At 65.5% G+C, this 18,440-nt stretch carries 18 protein-coding genes; 4 read left to right on the top strand and 14 right to left on the bottom strand.

Translation table 11 applies throughout. The features are described from left to right. Position 1 precedes the first annotated feature (1 nt). The 9 genes from QX132_RS29070 to QX132_RS29030 form a co-directional block, all read right to left on the bottom strand. On the bottom strand, positions 2-865 hold the full coding sequence (locus QX132_RS29070; protein WP_316163500.1) for a class III extradiol dioxygenase subunit beta: 864 nt from the start codon (positions 863-865) through the stop codon (positions 2-4). Then, a complete protein-coding gene (gene ligA, locus QX132_RS29065; RefSeq protein WP_315773072.1) occupies positions 866-1,255 on the bottom strand; it encodes a protocatechuate 4,5-dioxygenase subunit alpha in 390 nt (129 codons plus the stop codon). 12 nt (positions 1,256-1,267) lie between these two features. After that, complete coding sequence (locus tag QX132_RS29060) at positions 1,268-2,182, bottom strand: amidohydrolase family protein (protein WP_316163499.1); 915 nt, start codon at positions 2,180-2,182, stop codon at positions 1,268-1,270. Positions 2,183-2,190: 8 nt separating this feature from the next. Then, complete coding sequence (locus tag QX132_RS29055; protein ID WP_316163498.1) at positions 2,191-3,129, bottom strand: NAD(P)-dependent oxidoreductase; 939 nt, start codon at positions 3,127-3,129, stop codon at positions 2,191-2,193. 6 nt (positions 3,130-3,135) lie between these two features. Further along, positions 3,136-3,831 (bottom strand): 4-carboxy-4-hydroxy-2-oxoadipate aldolase/oxaloacetate decarboxylase, encoded by a 696-nt coding sequence (gene ligK, locus QX132_RS29050; RefSeq protein ID WP_011925385.1) that lies wholly within the window; start codon positions 3,829-3,831, stop codon positions 3,136-3,138. Between the two features lie 18 nt (positions 3,832-3,849). After that, entirely contained in the window at positions 3,850-4,875 is a 1,026-nt protein-coding gene (locus QX132_RS29045; protein ID WP_315779435.1) for an amidohydrolase family protein, read from the bottom strand. Between the two features lie 42 nt (positions 4,876-4,917). Beyond that, positions 4,918-6,294 (bottom strand): MFS transporter, encoded by a 1,377-nt coding sequence (locus QX132_RS29040; RefSeq protein ID WP_316163497.1) that lies wholly within the window; start codon positions 6,292-6,294, stop codon positions 4,918-4,920. A gap of 437 nt (positions 6,295-6,731) precedes the next feature. Beyond that, positions 6,732-7,631 (bottom strand): LysR substrate-binding domain-containing protein, encoded by a 900-nt coding sequence (locus tag QX132_RS29035; RefSeq protein WP_315773063.1) that lies wholly within the window; start codon positions 7,629-7,631, stop codon positions 6,732-6,734. Between the two features lie 246 nt (positions 7,632-7,877). Then, on the bottom strand, positions 7,878-8,291 hold the full coding sequence (locus QX132_RS29030; RefSeq protein ID WP_316163537.1) for a TspO/MBR family protein: 414 nt from the start codon (positions 8,289-8,291) through the stop codon (positions 7,878-7,880). Positions 8,292-8,553: 262 nt separating this feature from the next. Between QX132_RS29030 and QX132_RS29025 the strand changes: the two genes are divergently transcribed. Together QX132_RS29025 and QX132_RS29020 are read left to right on the top strand one after the other, a co-directional pair. Continuing rightward, positions 8,554-9,513, top strand: coding sequence for a MoxR family ATPase (locus QX132_RS29025; RefSeq protein ID WP_316163496.1), 960 nt, complete (start codon positions 8,554-8,556; stop codon positions 9,511-9,513). A gap of 6 nt (positions 9,514-9,519) precedes the next feature. Next, positions 9,520-10,887, top strand: coding sequence for a vWA domain-containing protein (locus QX132_RS29020; RefSeq protein WP_315773061.1), 1,368 nt, complete (start codon positions 9,520-9,522; stop codon positions 10,885-10,887). A gap of 424 nt (positions 10,888-11,311) precedes the next feature. On the opposite strand, the gene QX132_RS29015 is transcribed toward QX132_RS29020, so the two are convergent. The 4 genes from QX132_RS29015 to QX132_RS29000 all read right to left on the bottom strand — a co-directional run bounded on the left by QX132_RS29015 (position 11,312) and on the right by QX132_RS29000 (position 15,207). After that, positions 11,312-11,587, bottom strand: coding sequence for a hypothetical protein (locus tag QX132_RS29015; RefSeq protein ID WP_315741183.1), 276 nt, complete (start codon positions 11,585-11,587; stop codon positions 11,312-11,314). An 806-nt stretch (positions 11,588-12,393) separates the two neighbouring features. Further along, positions 12,394-12,840, bottom strand: coding sequence for a RidA family protein (locus QX132_RS29010; RefSeq protein ID WP_315741182.1), 447 nt, complete (start codon positions 12,838-12,840; stop codon positions 12,394-12,396). A 21-nt stretch (positions 12,841-12,861) separates the two neighbouring features. Next, positions 12,862-14,547: a benzoate-CoA ligase family protein gene (locus tag QX132_RS29005; protein WP_316163495.1), complete on the bottom strand. Its 1,686-nt coding sequence runs from the start codon at positions 14,545-14,547 to the stop codon at positions 12,862-12,864. Between the two features lie 165 nt (positions 14,548-14,712). Continuing rightward, positions 14,713-15,207 (bottom strand): MarR family transcriptional regulator, encoded by a 495-nt coding sequence (locus QX132_RS29000; RefSeq protein WP_315741180.1) that lies wholly within the window; start codon positions 15,205-15,207, stop codon positions 14,713-14,715. A gap of 305 nt (positions 15,208-15,512) precedes the next feature. On the opposite strand from QX132_RS29000, the gene QX132_RS28995 reads away from it, so the two are divergent. Then, the gene (locus tag QX132_RS28995; RefSeq protein ID WP_316163494.1) at positions 15,513-16,697 is read left to right on the top strand and encodes an ABC transporter substrate-binding protein; all 1,185 of its coding nucleotides are present in this window, start codon (positions 15,513-15,515) and stop codon (positions 16,695-16,697) included. Positions 16,698-16,717: 20 nt separating this feature from the next. Further along, positions 16,718-17,176, top strand: coding sequence for a cupin domain-containing protein (locus QX132_RS28990; RefSeq protein WP_008963203.1), 459 nt, complete (start codon positions 16,718-16,720; stop codon positions 17,174-17,176). Between the two features lie 10 nt (positions 17,177-17,186). On the opposite strand, the gene QX132_RS28985 is transcribed toward QX132_RS28990, so the two are convergent. Further along, complete coding sequence (locus tag QX132_RS28985) at positions 17,187-18,434, bottom strand: flavin-dependent oxidoreductase (RefSeq protein WP_316163493.1); 1,248 nt, start codon at positions 18,432-18,434, stop codon at positions 17,187-17,189. Positions 18,435-18,440: the final 6 nt, after the last annotated feature.

The following is an 18,440-nucleotide window of genomic DNA, read 5'->3' as shown; positions in this document are numbered from 1 at the left end:
ATCAGTTGTTCTCCAGGATCAGATGGCCGACGGCGGTGTTACTGGCCGGCACATGGTAGAAGCGGTGACGCACGGTCGGCGCGTTGCCCTTCTTGGCTTCGTTGACGTCGCTCATGGCGCCGCGCGCGATCAGCCACATCACGAGCTCGATACCCTCGCTGCCGGCCTCGCGCACGTATTCGATGTGCGGCACCTTCGACAGCCCTTCCGGATCGTTGATCAGTCGGTCCAGAAAGGCGTTGTCCCACTCGCGGTTGATCAAGCCGGCGCGCGGCCCTTGCAACTGGTGGCTCATGCCGCCGGTGCCCCAGATCTGCACGTTGAGCGGCTCGTCATAGCTCTCGATCGCCTTGCGGATCGCCTTGCCCAGCATGAAGCAGCGGCGGCCCGACGGCACCGGATATTGCACGACGTTGACCGCGAACGGGATCACCGGGCACGGCCAGGCATCCACCTGGCCGAAGATCAGGCTCAGCGGCACGGTGAGGCCGTGGTCGACGTCCATCTTGTTGACGATCGTGAGGTCGAAATCGTCCTGGATCACCGACTGCGCGATGTGCGCAGCGAGCCGGGGATGGCCGATCACCTTCGGCACGGGACGCGGACCCCAGCCCTCGTCGGCCGGCCGATATTCGGCCGCAGTGCCGATCGCGAAGGTCGGGATCATCTCCAGGCTGAAGGCGGTGGCGTGGTCGTTGAAGACCAGGAACACGACGTCGGGCTTCTGCTCCTTCTCCCACTGCTTGGCGAAGTCGTAACCGGCGAACACCGGCTTCCAATAATCCTCGCCGGTCTTGCCAAGGTCGAGCGCGGCGCCGATTGCCGGCACGTGCGAGGTGAAGACGCTTGCGGAGATATGGGCCATTTACTTCTTCTCCCCGGTGTAGCGGTTGCCCTCGACCGAGCGGCCGCCCTTGATCATCATGTCGCGATATTGATCTTCGGTCATGCCGGTCATGCTGCCGGCCATCTGCTGAAAGCTCTTGCCGTCGGTCGCGCCGATCTTGGCGAGGAAGTAGATGTTGCCGCCGAGCGAAATGCAGCGGTTGAGGTCGCGGTCGAGCACGGCCTGCTTCTGCTCCTCGGTCATCGGCCATTCGTCGAGATAGGCACGCTCATTGGCCTTGAAGCGGGCGCGGTTCTCCGCCTTCATCAGCGACATGCAGAACTGGTTGAGGTGATAACCCATCCGCGACATGTCCGCGTCGAAGATGGTCGTGCCGGGAACGTCGGTATAGGGTTTGTCGAGCGACATCGCTTCTCTCCTTCAGGATTCGTCCGGCCAGTAAAGCCGCATCGGATTGTCGACCAGGAGCTTGTGCTGCAGCTCCGGCGTGACAGCGATATGCGGAATGAAATCGACCAGGAGGCCGTCGTCGGGCATGTGGTCCTTCAGGTTCGGATGCGGCCAGTCGGTGCCCCACAGCACGCGATCCGGGAAGGTCTCGACGATGCGCCGGGCGAACGGCACCACGTCGCGATAAGCGTTCTGCTCGCCGTTCAGCGCCGGCGGTCCCTTGACCGAGAGACGCTCCGGGCAGCTCACCTTGGACCAGACGTTGCCGTGCTCGCGCATGAACTTCACGAACAGCTCGAACTCGGGACCATCGACCGGCTTGGTCACATCGGGACGACCCATGTGGTCGACGACGACGGTGGTCGGCAGCGAGGTGAAGAAGTCCCACAGCTCCGGCAGGTCGACGGCTTCGAAGTAGATCACGACGTGCCAGCCGAGCTTGTTGATGCGGTTGGCGATCTCGATGAGCTCATCCTTGGGCGTGAAGTCGACCAGGCGCTTGACGAAGTTGAAGCGGACGCCGCGCACGCCGGCGTCGTGCATCGCCTGCAGCTCGGCGTCGCTGACGCTGCGCTTCACCGTGGCGACGCCACGGGCCTTGCCGTTGGAATGCACGAGCGCATCGACCATGGCGCGGTTGTCGGCGCCGTGGCAGGTCGCCTGCACCACGACGTTGCGCGCGAAGCCGAGATGGTCGCGCAGCGCATAGAGCTGCTGCTTGGAGGCGTCGCAGGGGGTATACTTGCGCTCGGGCGCATAAGGGAATTTGGCGCCAGGGCCGAACACGTGGCAATGCGCATCGACGCTGCCGGCCGGCACCTTGAAGCGCGGCTTCGACGGGCCGTCGTACCAGTCGAGCCATCCCGGGGTCTTCTGGAACTCCATGAGGTTCCCTACTCCTTGGACTTGATCTTGTTGAGAATGCGATCGGCCTCGGTGCGCCAGTCCGGGCTGCGCGCGAACTCCTTGCTGCCGCGCGTGCCGAACAGGCCGTCATCGGCGAGATCGGCGACCCAGGCCTGGCGCTCGGCGGTGCCTTCCGCCGACCACGGCGTCAGCCCGATGTCGCGCACGGTCTCGGCGACCTCCCTTACCTCCTCGGCGCGGCGGCGGCCATGCTCGATCACGCGCTGAAAGAAATAGGCGCCCTGCTTCTCCCAGTCGATGCCGGGGAACGTCTCCTGCAGCGAAGCCAGCACCGCATCCTCGACGCCATAGGCGCGCGCGGTGGTGAAGCTCTCGATCACCATCGCCTCGAGACCCTTGATCATGATGCTGCGGCACATCTTGGTCGCCGAGGCCACGCCGAGCTTGTCGCTGGCGAACTTCGCGGCGAAGCCGAGATCGTTGAGCAGCGGCGCCAGTTCGCGCGCGCCGGAGCCGCCGAGCAGCAGCGGCACCTTGATGCGATAGGGCGGCACCGACGTCATGACCGCGCCTTCGACATAGCGTCCACCGGCGCCGTCGATCAGCGCGGCGGCGCGCTGCTTGGCGCCGGGCGAGGCCGAGTTGAAGTCGAGGAACCAGGCGCCTGGCTTGATCGTGGCAGCACAGGCCTGCGCCACCGCCACGTCTTGGCTCGCGGTGACCGCGGAGACGATGAAGTCGGCCTGCGCTGCCAATTCGGCATGCGAGGCTGCGAGCGTCACGCCGATTTCAGCGGCGTGGCTGCGCATCGCGTCGCCCCTAGCGTCAGCCAACTTCACGTCGAAGGCGGAGACGCGCACGCCGTCCTTGCGCAGATCCTCGGCGAGGATCTTGCCGACCTCGCCGTAGCCGATCAGCCCGACATGCCATCGGTTCGAAGGACTTGGGTTGGGCGCTGCAGTCATTGCTGCTCAATCGATATATTTGAGCCCGGCCTTCGCCAAGGGCTCGCGCATCTTGTACATGTCGAGTCCGAGCACGCCGGACGCCAGCTTCTCGCGCTTGTCGGCCTCGTTGGCCTCGCGCGCGGCGGCGGCGTCCGCGGCCTGATGCGCGACCGCGGCCGGCACGACGACGATGCCGTCGACGTCGGCGACGATCACGTCGCCCGGATTGACCGCCGCACCGGCGCAGACGATCGGGATGTTGACCGAGCCCAGCGTGGCTTTCACCGTTCCCCGTGCGGAAATTGCGCGCGAGAACACCGGAAACTGCATCTCGGTGAGATCAGCGACGTCGCGCACGCCGCCGTCGATCACGAGGCCCTGGGCACCGCGGGCGCGGAAGCTGGTGGCCAGGAGATCGCCGAAGAAGCCGTCGGTGTTCTCGACCGTGCAGGCGGCGACGACGACGTCGCCGGGCTGGATCTGCTCGGCCGCGACATGCAGCATCCAGTTGTCGCCCGGCTGCAGCAGCACGGTCACGGCGGTGCCGCACATCTTCGCCGTCGGATAGATCGGACGCATATAGCACTGCATCAGCCCGACCCGGCCCATCGCCTCGTGGATGGTGGCGACGCCGAATTTCGACAGCTTCTCCACCGCGGCCTTGTCGGCGCGGGTGATCTTCGTCTTGACGATGCCGAGATTGTTCATGGGGGTGCTCATCGCTCGTCTGCCCTTAAATCACTTGCCCTTGGCCTTCAGCGCGGCGTCGAGACGCGGGAATACGCGCCGCGCATTGCCTTCGTAGATCTGGTGGCGCTGCTCGGGCGTCAGCTTGGCGGCCTCGATGTAGCGCTTGGTGTCGTCGTAATAGAAGCCGGTCTCGGGATCGATGCCGCGGACGGCGCCGATCATCTCGGACGCGAACAGGATGTTGTCGATCGGAATCACGCCGGTCAGCAGGTCGATGCCCGGCTGATGATAGACGCAGGTGTCGAAGAAGATGTTGTTGAGGAGGTGGTCCTTCAACAGCGGCTTCTTCAGCTCCTGGGCAAGGCCGCGGAACCGGCCCCAGTGATAGGGCACCGCGCCGCCGCCATGCGGGATCAGGAACTTCAGGGTCGGGAAATCCTTGAACAGGTCCGAGGTCAGGCACTGCATGAACGCCGTGGTGTCGGCGTTGAGATAATGCGCGCCGGTGGTGTGGAAGCAGGCGTTGCAGCTGGTCGAGACGTGGATCATCGCGGGGATGTCGAGCTCGACCATCTTCTCGTAGATCGGATACCAGTGCCGGTCCGACAGCGGCGGCGAGGTCCAGTGGCCGCCGGACGGGTCCGGGTTCAAATTGATGCCGACGAAGCCGTACTCCTTGATGCATTTCTCCAGCTCGGGAATGCAGGTCTTGGGGTCGACGCCGGGTGACTGCGGCAGCATCGCGACGCCAATGAAATTGTCCGGGAACAGCTTGCTGACCCGATAGCACAGCTCGTTGCAGATCGCGGCCCAGGTCGAGGACACCTGGAAGTCGCCGATGTGGTGGGCCATGAAGCTCGCGCGCGGCGAGAACACGGTGAGATCGCTGCCGCGCTCCTTCATCTTCTTGAGCTGGTTGCTCTCGATGCTCTCGCGCAGCTCGTCATCGCTGATCGAAAGCTCGGAGGCCTTCGGCATCACCGAGGGATCCTTGATGCCCGCGATTTGCCGGTTGCGCCACTCTTCGAGCGCCTTCGGGGCCGTCGTGTAATGGCCGTGCACGTCGATGATCACGTCAGTCTCTCCCTCAAGCTTCTCTGTCTTCCGGGGCGCCGCTCAATGCGCAATCACAGGGCTGCCGACATCCTTGCCGCTGGCGCGGCCTCCCGGTCCCACGGCCTGCTTTACCACAAGGGCGAGCGCCGCGATCAAGCCGGGAACTGCGATCACGGTGAAAATCTCGCTGAAGGTCAGATGGCGGGCCGTGAGCTCGGCGACCAGGAAGGAGCCGGCAATACCGCCGAAGCGGCCGATGCCCATCATCCAGGCCACGCCGGTGGCCCGGCCCTGGGTCGGGTAGAAGGAGGCGGCCAGCGCCGGCAGCGACGACTGGGCCGTGTTCATGACCACGCCGGCGACGAACACGATCACCACCAGCAAGCCGATGTTACCGACCGCCTGGCCGATCAGGAAGATCGTCACCGCGGTCAGGGCGTAACCGACCGCAACGATGCGGTTGGCGTTGAAGCGGTCCATCAGCAGGCCGAAGAACACCGCGCCGACGCCGCCGAGCGGGAACAGCGCCGAGATCAGGGTCGCTGTCTGCGGGTTGAGCCCGACATCCTTGAACAGGACCGGCATCCAGTTGATCAGCGAGTAGAAGATCACGAGCCCCATGAAATAGGTGACCCACAGCATCAGCGAGCCGACGCGCAGCACCGGCGACAGCACCATGCCGATGCCGGTGGCGTTGACGCGCCGGGTGGTCTCGGCATGCTCCGGCTCGAGCATCACGAACTGGCCGACATCGACGGCCGCGGCAGAGATCCTGCGCATCACCTTGCGCACGCGCTCGACGCTCGCGCCGCGCGACAGCAAATAATGCACGGATTCCGGCAGGATCACGATCAGCAGCACGGTCAGCACCAGCGGCGTCACGCCGCCGAGCACCAGCACGCTGCGCCAGCCCCATTGCGGGATCATCCAGGCGGCGAGAAAGCCGCCGCAGGCCGCGCCCAGCGGGAAGCCGCAGAACATCAAATTGGTCATGGTGGCGCGCAGCCGGCCCGGGCAATACTCGCTGAGCAGGGTCACGGCATTCGGCATGGCGGCGCCGAGGCCGATGCCGGTGACACAACGGAGCACGGTGAGTTCGGTCAGGTTGGTCGCGAACGCCGAGGCGAGACAGGCAACGCCGAAGATCAGCACCGAGCCGACCAGCACCAGCTTGCGGCCGAGACGGTCGGCCACGGGACCGGCAAACAGCGCGCCGCCGGCAAGGCCGAACAGGGCCGCGCTCAGCACCGGCCCCAGCGCCGACTTCTCGATGCCCCACTCCTTGAGCAGCGACGGCGCGATGAAGCCGATCGCCGCGGTGTCGAAGCCGTCGAGCAGCACGATGACGAAGCCGAGCGCGAAGATCAGCCACTGGAAGGCGGAGAACTTGTGATCGTCGAGAAAGGCCTGGACGTCGACGCGGCCGGTCGTTTGCATCGTTTCTGCTTTCCTTGGGGTGCTGTTCTGGCTCGTTCGCCGAGGTCCGCAAGGAGCGCGCGTCCGTGCGCGATCAGCCCTGCGCCTGCGGCGGCTTGACGAGATATGTGACCGGGCGCGACAGGGCGCGCCAGCGCCGGGCTGCGTCTATCAGCTATTCCAAAACGGCATAAGATATCAAATGAGCCATGCTGATTTTAGAATGGGTCTCAACGGGTCTGGGCTGCGGATTGCGCACCACGTCGACGCCCCGGTCTCCACCCTCCCCTGGAGGGGGAGGGTCGGCTCACTTGAGCGCAGCGCAAGTGAGCGGGGTGGGGTGATCTCTCCAGATGCACCGGTGCCCATGGCTTCACCCCACCCCGCTCGCCCGCTTCGCGTGCGAGCGCCCCTCCCCCTCCAGGGGAGGGTGGCACCGGTTGCGCGGCGCGAGTTGGCTACCGCGGCAGCTTCCTGATCAGCGCCGTCGCCAGCTTCATCGTGTGCTGCGCCAGCGGCGTCGGGCGCTTGTGCGCCGAGGTGACGAGGCACAGCACGCTGGTCGGCGCCGGCTCGGTCAGTGGACGGATCGCGAGCTCGCTCGCGCGCCCGGACGCGGCGACGCCGCTCGGGGTCAGCACGGCGTGGCCGTAGCCGGCGCAGACGAGGTCGATGATCGAGGGCACGCTCGACACTTCCCAGGCGATGTCGAGCTTGATCCCGGCGAGCGCGGCTTGCGTCTCCAGCAGACGCCGCATCGCATGCACCCGCTCCGGCATGATCAGCTGATAGCGCGACAGCTCGGCCATCGGCAGCGGCGCGGTGACGCGGCGCTTGCCCTTCGGCGCGTGGCTCACCAGCGCCAAGGGCTCCTGCAGCACCGGCGTAATTTCGATGCCGGCCTGGGCCTCGGGATTGTAGACCATGCCGACATCGATACGCCCCGTGGTCACCCACTCCACCACATGCGTCGACAGGCCTTCGACCACGGCGAGCCGCGCCGCCGGAAACTCCTTGCGGAAGCGGTCGATCAGCGGCAGCGTCAATTGCCGCGCGATGCTCGGCGGCAGGCCGATGGTGACGCGGCCGACCGGCGCGTCGCGGCTGGCGCCGAGATCCTCGCGCGCATGCGCCACCAATTGCAGCACGCCGACGCTATGGTCGAGCAGCCGCTTGCCGGCCTCGGTCAGCGCCACCCCACGGCCGTTGCGCGCGAACAGCTGCTGCTTCAGCTCGGATTCCAGCGCCCGCACCTGCCGCGACAGCGCCGGCTGCGCCACGTCGAGCACGCTTGCCGCCTTGCTGAACGAGCCGAGCTCGGCGACCTGCACGAAATATTCGAGCTGCTTGAGGTTCATGGCTGGAGGCCTCGAACATCATGCCTCAGTATGCCCAGCCGGCTGCCCCACCCTCCGCTGTCGTCCCGGCGAACGCAGGGACCCATAACCACCGGGGCCCTCTGTCGAGAAAGAAAGATGACGCAGAGCCGTTTCCAACAATCGGCCGTCCGCGGTATGGGTCCCGGCGTTCGCCGGGACGACAGCGGAGGATGCCGCGGCAGCCTGGCCAACCGTCCTAAGCTTCGCCCCATCAGCCGCCTCATCTCAGTTCAGCACGTTCACCGAAAAATTCAGCGCGGACGCAAACGCGACCCAGCAGGCATAGGGCACGAACAGCAGCGCCGCGATCCGGTCGTCGCGCCATTGCATGACGATGAAGGTCACGATCAAGACGAACATGCTGACGATGATCGCGAACGCCACCCACATCAGATGCGCGGTGAAGAACACAGGCGACCACGCGAAGTTTAGGACCAATTGGCCCCACCACACCTGCATCACGGCACCGCTGTCGACACGTTCATAGGTGCGCCAGCCGGCGAGCGCGATCATGATGTAGAGCGCGGTCCAGGCGATCGGAAACAGCCAGCCGGGCGGGGTGAACCACGGCTTGTTGAGCGAGCCGTACCAGGCGCCGGGCAGGTTCGAGGCGCCGATGATCCAGCCGCCTCCGACCACGAGGACCAGGAGGACGATGAGATGCAGGATGGATCGGTTCATATTCCGCTCGGCGTGATTTTCGGGGTCCGTCGATCCGGGACAGGCAGCCATGCTGCCCTGCCGACGCGCCCGCACTGGACAAGGATGGGCCGGGCGCGTAGCCAGGACATAACACAAAGCCAGCAAATGTCAGGGGTTTCGCCTGACGGGCATCGCAGGGACCGGACCGCCGATCACGTCAGCTCCAGGTCCGACTGCCCAAGGAAACGGAGTTCGATCAGTGGCTGATTCCCCGGCCCCCTCTTCAGCCATCGCCTCGATCGCGGCCGTCGAAGCCGGCCTCGCCGCCCAGGGCTATATCGCCAGCCGCCAGATCGCCACCGCCGTCTACCTGTCGCAGGCGATCGACAAGCCGATCCTGGTCGAGGGTCCCGCCGGCGTCGGCAAGACCGAGCTCGCCAAGGCGATCGCCGCCTGGCGCGGCCTGAAGATGATCCGGCTGCAATGCTATGAGGGGCTCGACGAGGCCAAGGCGCTGTATGAGTGGAAATACGCCAAGCAGCTGCTCTACACTCAGATCCTGAAGGACAAGCTCGGCGAGGTGCTCGGCGGCGCGCAGACGCTGCACGCGGCGCTGGCCCAGCTGCATGATTTCGGCGACGTGTTCTTCTCCAAGGAATTCGTCGAACCCCGGCCGCTGTTGCAGGCCCTGCTCGAGCCTGATGGCTGCGTGCTCCTGATCGACGAGATCGACAAGTCGGATGCCGAGTTCGAGTCGCTGCTGCTGGAGATCCTGTCGGACTTCCAGGTCACGATCCCCGAGCTCGGCAGCATCGCCGCCGCGAAGCCGCCGACCGTGATCCTGACCTCCAACTCCGAGCGCAATCTCGGCGACGCCCTGAAGCGGCGCTGCCTGCATCTGCACATCGGCTTCCCGGAGCAGAAGCTGGAGGAGCGCATCGTCGAGAGCCGCATCCCCGGCATCTCGCAAACCCTGCGGCGGCAGCTCGTGACTTTCATCCATGACATCCGCACGCTCGACTTGAAGAAGCAGCCGTCGGTCAGCGAGACCATCGACTGGGCGCGCGTGCTGGTGCTGCTGCAGGCGGCCGAGCTCGGCCATGACGTGGTCAAGGATACGCTCAACGTGCTGCTGAAATACGAGTCCGATATCGAGGTGGCGCTGCCGCAGGTGACGACCTTCGTCGCCAAGGCGCTGCGCCAGAACATCTTCGGATAGGGCCCCATGCAGGAGAACCTGCATCGCTTCTTTCGCGCCGCTCGCGGCGCCGGCGTGCATGTCTCGCCGGCCGAGAGCATCGACGCGATGCGGGCAGTGGCGCGCGTGGGCCTGTCCGATCGCACGGTGCTGCGCGACAGCCTGCTGCTGACCTTGGCCAAGAGCGAGGACGAGAAGAAGGCGCTCGGCGCCTGCTTCGACCTGTTCTTCGCCCATGTCGATCCGGCACAGGCAGAGACGAACGAGGGATCAGAGGAGGCGGCGCAGACCGAAGCCCAGCCAGCGCCGACGTTGGGGCAGCAGACCGGCAAAGCGAATACCGAGCTCGGCCCCCTTGCCCAGATGCTGCTCGCGCAGAGCACGGCCGAGATCTCGGCTGCGATCGCCAACGCCTCCAGCGCCGTCGGCCTTTCCGAGATCCGCTACTTCACCCAGCGCGGTCTGTTCTCCAGCCGCATGCTGGAGACGATGGGCATCCAGCGACTGCGCGACGATCTGGACGCACTGACCGAAAGCAATCCTGCGCTGGCCGAACGGCTGCAGGCCGGGCTCGATGGCCTGCGCGACACCGTGCGTGATGCCGTTGCGCAGGCGCTCGCACTGTACGGCCGCGAGGAAACCGAGAATTTGCGCCACGAGATCCTGCGCAACGCGCAGCTATCGCGCATTGAGCCGCGCCAGGTCGCGGCGATGCGGGCGCTGATCCGGCAGATCGCCCGCCGCCTGCGCGAGCGCTACAGCAAGCCGCGCAAGCGCCAGCGCCGCGGCCATCTCGACGTCCGCCGCACGCTCCGGCGCAACGCCGCCTGGGGCAGTGTGCCCTTCCTCACCGCGTGGAAGCGGCGGCATCGCGACCGCCCGAAGATCGTGGCGCTGTGCGACGTCTCCGGCTCGGTCGCGCGCGTCTCCGACTTCTTCCTGCTGCTGATCCACAGCCTGCACGACGTCGTCAGCGACGTCCGCTCGTTCGCGTTTTCCGGCCATCTGATCGAGGTCAGCGAGATCCTGGAGCAGAAATCCGCCGAGGAGGCGATGGCCGAGATCATGGACAAGGTCGGCTTCGGCTCGTCGGACTACGGCAGCTCGCTGGTCGATTTCGAGAAGCAGTTCATGGCCTCGGTCACGCCGCAGACCACCGTGATCGTGCTCGGCGACGCCCGCAGCAACAAGCTCGACCCACGCGCCGACATCCTGAAAGCCATCTCGGAGCGCGCCAAGCGCGTGGTCTGGCTCAACCCCGAAGGGCGCGTGACCTGGGGCTGGGGCGATTCCGAGATGCCGCGCTACCAGACCTTCTGCAACGTGGTCCGCCCCTGCGCGACCGCGCAGCAGCTGGAGCGCGCCGTCAGCGATATCGTGTCGGCGTATCAGTAGCCCCCGCTCTCACCCCGTCATTGCGAGCGCAGCGAAGCTGCGCGCCTCCCAATGACAACATGATGGAGCAGCGCGTCGGGGCCTTGGATATCTCTCCCATTCGGGCCCAAGGAAAGTCCCGCGGTTGGGGTCCCGGCGTTCGCCGGGACGACAGCGGTGGTTGTCGCTCGACTGGGGCAGTCCTACGCAGCTGTGCGCCCCACTCACAACCGTCGTCCCGGCGAACGCCGGGACCCATAACCACCGGCCGGAACGTGAGGCACAACTGGTTCTGACACCTGATGACACCGGTCCCGAGTCCACGGGGCGCGCCGACTAAAATCTATCAGCACAAGATGGTCAGCACGGCTGCTATCACACAGCATCGACAAACAGGCAATCGCGCAGGCACGCCTTTGCCCACGCTATTCAGCGGATCGCTGATCTACCGTCCCCCGGCCGCCCGCTTCAGCAACGCCGCGCGCTGCTGATCGGTAAAACTCACGCCGGACTTCTTCTCTACCACTTTCACCGCCCATGATCGCATCGGATCATCATCCACCCGCGCCGGCTCGCGCAGGATAGCGACGCCGATTTCCAGCATCTTGGCGTCGGCCTGATGCTCGATGCCGCCGCCACCAGCACTTGCCAACGCCAATGCACCGGCCGCAGCCCCGATGGCGGCAGCCAGCGCCGTCGTCACGAAGAATTTCCAGTCCAAATCTGCCCCCTGCTCTCACCCGCCACTGCGCTGCCACGCTCGAACAGGTTTTTGTCTGCGGCATGGCGATCCGGAGTCCGTCGTTCGGCGACATTCTCATCTGACGACCACATTTGTTCGTTCCACGAATGGCTCCGCACGAGATCCGTGACCTGCTATGTGACTGCCCGTCGCGTTACCATGTCGCAGCGTCACAGCCTTGTGTCGTCGGGCAAATCAGGACGATGGTTGCGCTCATCCTGCCTCGGCGAAGAGGGACGTACGCGTCGTCACGATACGTGGGGCAGGCTGCGATGGACGTGGTTGCATCATGCGCATCTCGCGCAGACGAGTGATGTAGCGGCGTACGGTGAAGTCGTGATGTCCTGATACCCCGATGCTGGTATCACGTGCGTGACAATGCCCAGCGCATTGCGCGCGCCATGGTGGCCAACAAGCCCGGTGCACCAGGGAGACCACGTATAAGCCGTCAGACCATCGCGCAGGGAAGGCCGGAATGTTCGGCCCACCTGTGGTTCCTGCCCCGTGCACTTTTTCGCACGGGGGCCGCGGGTGTGGTGGACACCCGGCCTTCCCTGCGCCCTCGATTTCAGGAGGGCGAACGAGACCAGCACAGCTCGGACGCATCTGCGCCGCGAGAGGGCAATGTCGCACGCCGAGGTGTGGTCGAAACCGCGTCGCGGATTTTGCTTCAATTATCTCCGAGCCCAGACCGGTGGGAGGAACGCATGCGCACGGCGGAGCCCGGCTTCGCAGCATTTTACGGAGATCTCCATGGTCTCGCGCCTCCCGCTCGAACGTCGCCCTCAGCGCGGCACCACCGCGGTCGCCTCGATCTCGACGCGCGCGGCCTTCTCGACCAACCGCACCACCTGCACCAGCGCCATCGCCGGATAGTGGCTGCCGAAGATCTCGCGATAGATCCTGCCGAGATCCTTCAGATTGGCGAGATACTCGTCCATGTCGACGACGTACCAGGTCAGCCGCACCAGATGCTCCGGCCCGGCGTTGCCCTCGGCCAGGATGGCGGCAATGTTCTGCAGCGCCTGCCGCACCTGCGCCACGAAGCCCTCGGCCAGCGTCTCGTTCGCGTCCCAGCCGATGACGCCGCCGGTCACAACGATCCGTCCGTCCGCGCTGATGCCGTTGGCATAGCCCTTCGGCATCGGCCAGCCGCTCGGCTGCAGGACGCGCAGGCCTTCGCCCTCCTCCTGCTTCACCACGGCGAGCGTGGGCGCTTTGGTCGTGCTCACGAACGTCTCTCCCTGTCTCTGCTACGCGCCCGTGCCCGACGATGGCGCAGCGGCGGCCTGTGCGATCGCGCGCAGGGCGAACCGCTTCAGCTTGCCGGTCTCGGTCTTGGGCAGCTGCGTCACGAACTCGATCGCGCGCGGATATTTGTACGGCGCGATCTCGCGTTTGACATGCTCCTGCAGCTCGGCCACCAGCGCCGGGGTGCCCTCGGCGCCTGGCGCCAGCACGACATAGGCCTTCACGACCATGCCACGGGCCTCGTCGGGCGCACCGACCACGCCGCATTCGGCGACCGCGGGATGCGTCAGCAGCGCCGCCTCGACGTCGGTCCCGGCGATGTTGTAGCCGGACGACACGATCATGTCGTCGGAGCGCGACTGGTACCAGAAGTAGCCGTCCTCATCCATGACATAGGTGTCGCCGGTGACGTTCCAGCCGTTCTGTACGTATTTGCGCTGACGCTCGTCGGCGAGATAGCGGCAGCCGGTGGGACCGCGCACCGCGAGCCGCCCCATGGTCCCCGGCGGCACGTCGCGGCCTTCATCGTCGATGATCTTGGCCTCGTAGCCCGGCACCGGTTTGCCGGTGGCACCCGGACGGATCTCGTCCTCGACGGCGCTGATGAAGATGTGCAGCATCTCGGTCGAGCCGATGCCATCCATCAGCTTGAGCCCCGTGGCCTTGAGCCAAGCGTCGAAGGTCGGCTTCGGCAAGGTCTCGCCGGCGGAGACGCATTTGCGCAGCGAGGAGATGTCGCGCCCCTCCAGCTTGCTCAGCATGGCGCGATAGGCGGTCGGCGCCGTGAAGCAGACGGTCGCCTTGTAGCGCTCGATCGCACCGAGCAGATCGTCTGGCGTCGTCTTCTCCAGCACGACATAGGAGGCGCCGATATGCATCGGAAACAGCACTCCACCGAAGCCGAAGGTGAAGGCGAGCGGCGCCGTGCCGATGAAGCGGTCGCCCTGATTGGCGCGCAGCACGTTGCGGGCGTAGCCGTCGCAGACCGCCAGCATGTCGCGGTGGAAATGCATCGTGCCTTTCGGATCGCCGGTCGTGCCCGAGGTGAAGGCGATCAAGCAGAGATCGTCGGAGGCGGTATCGACCGCGGTGAACTCAGGGCTAACATCCGCAATCAGCGCTTCCAGCGAGTCGGGCTTTCCATTGCCCCAGTAGACGACCTGCTTCAGCGCCGGCGCGACCGCGCGCGTCTTTTCCATCTCGTCGGCGAGCTTGCCGTCGCACAGCGCCAGCGCGATCTGCGCCTTCTGGATCGGATAGGACAGCTCCTTTGCGCGCAACAGCGGCATGGTGGCGACGACGATGCCGCCGGCCTTGATGACGGCCAGATAGGTGGCAACCATCATCGGGTTGTTGGCGGAGCGCAAGAGCACGCGGCCGCCGGGCACCAGGCCGAGCTTGCTGACGAGCACGTTGGCGATCTTGTTCACCAGGGCCTGCAGCTCGGAATAGGTGTAGCTGACCTCGGTGCTGATGATGCAGGGCGCATCGCCCCGCCCTTCCTCGACCCAGCGGTCGACGAAATGCGTCACACAGTTCAGCCGTGGCGGATAGTGGAATTCGGGCCGGCTGAACACGAAGTCGGGCCACAGCTCGCGCGGCGGCAGATTGCCCTGAGCGAAGGTGTCGACATGGGCGCTATGCGCCTTTGCGCTGTCCGGAAGTTGAGCTTTGGCGGCGGCGGCCATCACAGGCTCCTGTCTGAAAGGAAAGACGCCCGGTACGTTTCAGTCCTAAACATTTTAGACTTAAAACATCTGGACGCAAGAGCCGAAGATTGTGCACTGCCAGCAAATTGTTTGAGCGTTTGCCGCGCGCAGCAGCGTCGCCTGCGACGTCCTGTCAGGCTCGCGTCAATCCTGCCGGCGCTGCACGGCTTTCTGCGCCGATCCCTTGGTCTTGGCGAGCAGCCGCATCAGCTCACGCACGTCCTTCTCCGTGAGATCGCCGAAGATGTCCGCGATCCAGGTCTCGTGCTCGGCCGCCATCTTGCGGAATTCGGCGCGGCCGAGCTTGGTCAGGCGGATCACCTGAACCCGACGATCGGTCTCCGAAGTGCGGCGATCGAGATGGCCGGATTCGACCAGGCGCTCGACCAGCCCGGTCACGTTTCCATTCGAAACCATCATGCGCTTGGAGACATCGGACAGGGTCATGCCATCAGGCGCCTTGTCGAGCTGCGCCATCAGGTCGAAACGCGGCAGGGTCACGTCGAAGCGCTCGCGCAGCCGGCTGCGGATCTCGCCCTCGATCAGGGTCGTGCAGGTGAGCAGGCGCAGCCACAGCCGCAGCTCCTCGGCATGGTCCTCGGGCAGCTCGACGGCCTTGGTCTCGGAATCAAGCGTCATGACGGAATCACTTGGGCACGTTCAGCCTCGTCCAGCGAGGCTCGTGAGTTTGACCTTCAGGACCTTCCGGGAGCAAGGAAAAACGTACCGTCCTCGCGGCGGAGCATGAAGGGACGACAATTCCTTTAACCTTCAAGCAATTGGCGCGGCGCTTGCATGCACGCCGAAACCACCCTTTCCGCCAGCAGCTCGCTTGCGGGTAAGGGCGTCATCGGACTAGGCTTGAGACCAAGCTGCGGTCTGACGCATCATCTGGTCAGGTGCAAAAAACATAAACCTGAATTTCCGCATCCGGGGGAGTTGTCATGAAAGTGAGTTCGAAGCTGGTCGGTCTCGGCGCTGGACTTGGCGTCGTCGCGTGCCTGCTGGCGCAGCCGACGCTGGCCGCCGACAAGATCAAGATCGGCGTCATCGTCACCCTTTCGGGGCCGGCCGCCGCGCTCGGCGGGCAGGTCCGCGACGGCTTCAATCTCGCGATCAAGGACCTCGGCGGCAAGATGGGCGGCAAGGACGTCGAGGTGGTCGTCGCCGACGACGAGCTGAAGCCGGACGCCGCGATCACCAAGGCCAAGGGCCTGCTCGAGCGCGACAAGGTCGACTTCGTCGTCGGCCCGATCTTCTCCAACATGCTGCAGGCGATCCACCGCCCGATCACGGAGAACAAGACCTTCCTGATCAGCCCGAATGCCGGTCCGTCGAGCTACGCTGGCAAGGAGTGCAGCCCGTATTTCTATGTGACGTCGTACCAGAACGACCAGGTGCACGCGGTTCTCGGCAAGGTCGCACAGGACCACGGCTACAAGAAGATGTATCTGCTGGTGCCGAACTATCAGGCCGGGCGCGATAGCGTCGCCGGCTTCAAGCTCGACTACAAGGGCGAGATCGTCGAAGAGTCCTACGTTCCGCTCAACACGCTCGACTTCCAGCCCGAGCTGTCCAAGATCTCCTCGCAAAAGCCGGACGCCGTGTTCACCTTCATGCCGGGCGGCATGGGCGTGAACCTCGTCAAGCAATTCAAGCAGGCGGGCCTTGCCGACAGCGTCCCGGTGCTCTCCGCCTTCACCGTCGACGAGTCCACGCTCCCTGCGCAGCAGGATGCCGCGGTCGGAATGTTCGGCGGCGCCAACTGGACACCGAATTTCGACAATCCGCAGAGCAAGAAGTTCGTCGCCGGTTACGAGGCCGCCTACAACAGCGTGCCCGGCACCTACGCCATGCAGGCCTATGACGCCGCGCTGCTGATCGACAGCGCCGTGAAGGCGGTCGGCGGCGACCTCAGCAACAAGGATGCCGTGGCCGCGGCGCTGAAGAAGGCCGATTTCGCCTCGCTGCGCGGCAACTTCAAATTCAACACCAACGGCTACCCGATCCAGGACTTCTATCTAACCAAGGTCGCCAAGCGTCCGGACGGCAAGTTCCAGACCGAGATCGTGCAGAAGGTGTTCGAGAACTACGCCGACCGCTACGCCAAGGACTGTGCGGCCAAGTAAAAACACGGAGCGAAACCAACATGAGCCATCCGGAAATCGCCGGCATCACCCGGGCCAATGAGGGCATCCAGGGCATCTCCTGGAACATCCTCGGCCAGATCTATGTGCCGAAGAACCGCACCGAGCACAGCTTCTCCTGGCATGCGACGTTCCCGGTCGGCACCTTCGTGCCGCCGCACATCCATCCCGACCAGGACGAATATCTCTACATCCTCGAAGGCCGGCTCGACTTCTTCCTCGACGGCGCCGAGGAATACGCCACCGCCGGCGACACGGTGCGGCTGCCGATGGGCAAGCCGCACGGCATCTTCAACAAGTCGCAGCAGACGGCCAAGACGCTGTTCTGGGTGTCGCCAACGCGGCGGCTCTACGAGCTGTTCTGGGCGATCCACAACATGCGCGAGCAGAACCCCGACGACGTGGTCAAGCTCGCCGCCGAGCACAACATCCACTTCCTGCCCCCGCCTCCGGGGGCGTGAGGATCTGATGCTACGAGGCTTGCCGCGTGACCATCCGCGCGGCGAAGCCGGCCCGGCTGGCATAGCCGCGCACGATGCCCTCGCGGGCCTCGTAGTTCAGGATGGTGTTGATGTCGGTGAAGCCCTGCGGCGCAAGCTGCTCGACGGCATCGATGACGCCCTCGGGACCGCCGCGGCGGTTCGACGCGACGATCTCGGCGGTCATCGGCAGCCGCTTCTGCTCATAGGCCATCAGCGCCTGGCGCGGATGCTCGGAGCGGGCCAAGGCATCGGCGAGCGCGCGGGCATCGAGAATGGCCTGCGAGGCGCCGTTGGAGCCGACCGGGTACATCGGATGCGCGGCATCGCCGAGCAAGGTGACGCGGCCGCTCGACCAGGTCGGCAGCGGATCGCGGTCGCAGCAGGGATATTCCCAGAACTCCGGCGTCGCCCGCACCATGGCGGCGAAGTCGACCTGGGGAATGGAGAAACCGTTGACATGCGGCATCAGCTCGTCCGTCTTGCCGAGCCGCGACCAGTCCTCACGCCGCGGCGGCGCAGTGTTGGCATCGCCGATGCGCACCAGCACGGCCCAGTTGGTGAGGCGGGTCGCGGGGCTCGAGCCCTCGGCGATCGGATAGATCACCGCCTTGGCGTTCAGGCCGCCGGCGATGATCATCGACCGCCCGGTCAAAAACACCGGCCAGTCGGTGGCGCCGCGCCACAGCATCAGGCCGTTCCAGCACGGCGCGCCCTCGTTGGGGAACAGCGTCTGCCGGACCTTGGAATGGATGCCGTCGGCGCCGATCAGCACGTCGCCACGGACGGTGTGGACATGAGACCCGCTGCGATCGAAGAAATAGGCGGTGACCCCGCCCTCGTCCTGGGTGAAGGCGCCGAGCCGGCAGCCGGTGTGGACCTTCTCCGGCCCGAGCCGCTCCACCACCGCCTGGTGGATCACGCTCTGCAGCCGGCCGCGATGAATCGAGAATTGCGGCACGTCATGGCCGGCGTCGAGCCCACGCGCTTCGTGCCAGACCTCCTGGCCGCGCCGAGTCAGGTAGAACAGCTCGGAGGTGCGGATGGCGACCTGGTCGAGCCGGTCGAGCAGTCCGAGCTGGGCGAGCTCGCGGATCGCGTGCGGCAGGGTGTTGATGCCGACGCCGAGCTCGCGGATCGCATCCGCCTGCTCGAACAGCTCACAGTCGATGCCGCGCGCCCGCAGCATCAGCGCCGTGGTCAATCCACCGATACCGCCGCCAACGATGATCGCCTTCATCGCGCC

This window comes from Bradyrhizobium sp. SZCCHNRI20481 (assembly GCF_032485055.1).
Classification (GTDB): Bacteria; Pseudomonadota; Alphaproteobacteria; order Rhizobiales; family Xanthobacteraceae; genus Bradyrhizobium.
The sequence above is the reverse complement of the archived record's forward strand: the minus strand, read 5'-3'. Positions and strand labels throughout refer to the sequence as shown.

Bases quoted from the DNA above. Each gene is read 5' to 3' on its own strand.
- QX132_RS29055 (WP_316163498.1), bottom strand. From the start codon at position 3,129: ATGACTGCAGCGCCCAACCCAAGTCCTTCGAACCGATGGCATGTCGGG.
- QX132_RS29000 (WP_315741180.1), bottom strand. From the start codon at position 15,207: ATGACGCTTGATTCCGAGACCAAGGCCGTCGAGCTGCCCGAGGACCAT.
- QX132_RS29035 (WP_315773063.1), bottom strand. From the start codon at position 7,631: ATGAACCTCAAGCAGCTCGAATATTTCGTGCAGGTCGCCGAGCTCGGC.
- QX132_RS29020 (WP_315773061.1), top strand. From the start codon at position 9,520: ATGCAGGAGAACCTGCATCGCTTCTTTCGCGCCGCTCGCGGCGCCGGC.
- ligK (WP_011925385.1), bottom strand. From the start codon at position 3,831: ATGAGCACCCCCATGAACAATCTCGGCATCGTCAAGACGAAGATCACC.
- QX132_RS28990 (WP_008963203.1), top strand. From the start codon at position 16,718: ATGAGCCATCCGGAAATCGCCGGCATCACCCGGGCCAATGAGGGCATC.
- QX132_RS29005 (WP_316163495.1), bottom strand. From the start codon at position 14,547: ATGGCCGCCGCCGCCAAAGCTCAACTTCCGGACAGCGCAAAGGCGCAT.
- QX132_RS28985 (WP_316163493.1), bottom strand. From the start codon at position 18,434: ATGAAGGCGATCATCGTTGGCGGCGGTATCGGTGGATTGACCACGGCG.
- QX132_RS29060 (WP_316163499.1), bottom strand. From the start codon at position 2,182: ATGGAGTTCCAGAAGACCCCGGGATGGCTCGACTGGTACGACGGCCCG.
- QX132_RS29070 (WP_316163500.1), bottom strand. From the start codon at position 865: ATGGCCCATATCTCCGCAAGCGTCTTCACCTCGCACGTGCCGGCAATC.
- ligA (WP_315773072.1), bottom strand. From the start codon at position 1,255: ATGTCGCTCGACAAACCCTATACCGACGTTCCCGGCACGACCATCTTC.
- QX132_RS29040 (WP_316163497.1), bottom strand. From the start codon at position 6,294: ATGCAAACGACCGGCCGCGTCGACGTCCAGGCCTTTCTCGACGATCAC.
- QX132_RS28995 (WP_316163494.1), top strand. From the start codon at position 15,513: ATGAAAGTGAGTTCGAAGCTGGTCGGTCTCGGCGCTGGACTTGGCGTC.